The sequence below is a fragment of the Alteromonas sp. CNT1-28 genome, assembly GCF_022348345.1.
GTDB classification, from domain to species: Bacteria; Pseudomonadota; Gammaproteobacteria; order Enterobacterales; family Alteromonadaceae; genus Alteromonas; species Alteromonas macleodii.
Window position 1 is genome coordinate 1 of sequence record NZ_JAKREZ010000100.1, and the last position, 1,223, is coordinate 1,223.

The 1,223-nt window shown below is 46.0% G+C and carries 1 protein-coding gene; it reads right to left on the bottom strand.

Annotated features, from left to right (window positions below; all coding sequences use genetic code 11):
* Window positions 1–854: SO_0444 family Cu/Zn efflux transporter (locus MHN02_RS21500; RefSeq protein ID WP_239247983.1), on the bottom strand; the 854-nt coding region annotated here is incomplete at its 3' end.
* Window positions 855–1,223 lie beyond the last annotated feature (369 nt).

A 1,223-nucleotide genomic window follows, 5' to 3' on the forward strand; every position in this document is an offset into this window, starting at 1 on the left:
ATTAAAAACACTAAAACAGCACCGGGCGATAGCCCCGCCGCAAGAAACCCAACCGCGAGTGGCGTTGATGCTGTAGCACATATGTACATAGGAATGCCGATTAGCGCCATCACTAGCATGGCGACCACGCCATCACCCCATTGCGTTAAAAAGTCGGTGGGTACCCACGTTTTAATTGCCGCGGCAAGTGCTAATCCAATTAATAACCATATCACAATGTCTTCAAGTAACTTGCCACTGGCGTATGAAAGCACGCTTGTGACTTTCGAAGGCGAAGACTCGTGTTTAGGCTTGTCTGTGCTTTCGTGGTTATGAACAAGTGTTTTTTCGCTTGCACAACAGGACGTGCTGGCCTGTATTTGCGGTTCTGGTTTAGGTGCTTGCTTTGAACCACAGCACGATGACTGCGTCGCCTCAGATTGTCGTTGTTGAACCTCTTCTGCTTCTGCGAAAAAACGCACCATCAATCCAGCATAAACAGCGCTTGTAATGGCCGCGATGGGTCTAACAATGGCATACAACGGTCCAAGCAATGCATAGGACACAGAAACACTGTCTACGCCAGTCTCGGGCGTAGACACTAAAAACGAGATAGTGGAAGATTTAGATGCACCGCTACGCCTAAGCCCAAGTGCCGCTGGGATAACGCCGCAAGAGCACAGAGGTAAAGGCGCACCAATAACCGCGGCCTTTGTAATTGAGCCAAACGATGAGCTGCCCATGTGCTTTTCCAAAAACGAAACGGGTACCAATTCGTGCATGATACCCGCCACCAGCAAACCGAGAAGTAACCAAGGCGCGGATTCAACGAAAAGTGCTAGGAAATTTTGTCCAAGTAAAATGATATCTGACACAAAGCCTCACAGGTTATTTTATTGAAAGGTCACGTTGAAGAACGCGGCTTTTGACAACAAAAATAACGGTGTTTTAGAACGGTAAGTATAATAACAGATATGCTGTATGACAGAAAATCAGCAAAACTGATTAACCTGATTTATGCGAGTGCGTTTTGCTTTTAAAGGAAAGAAAAATGGCCAGTACAAATGCACTGGCCGAATGTTGACTGTCTCGAAAGTGTAATTTTAAACCACGAGGTCAACCATGAAAGTTTTTGTCGCTAGGGTCTGTTGACCTTTGTTGTACATTTTTGCAGCGGTCTGTGTGCCATCTAGACAAGGCGAATGTTTGACGGTTTAGTGGTTCTAAATCGAGAACATTCAACG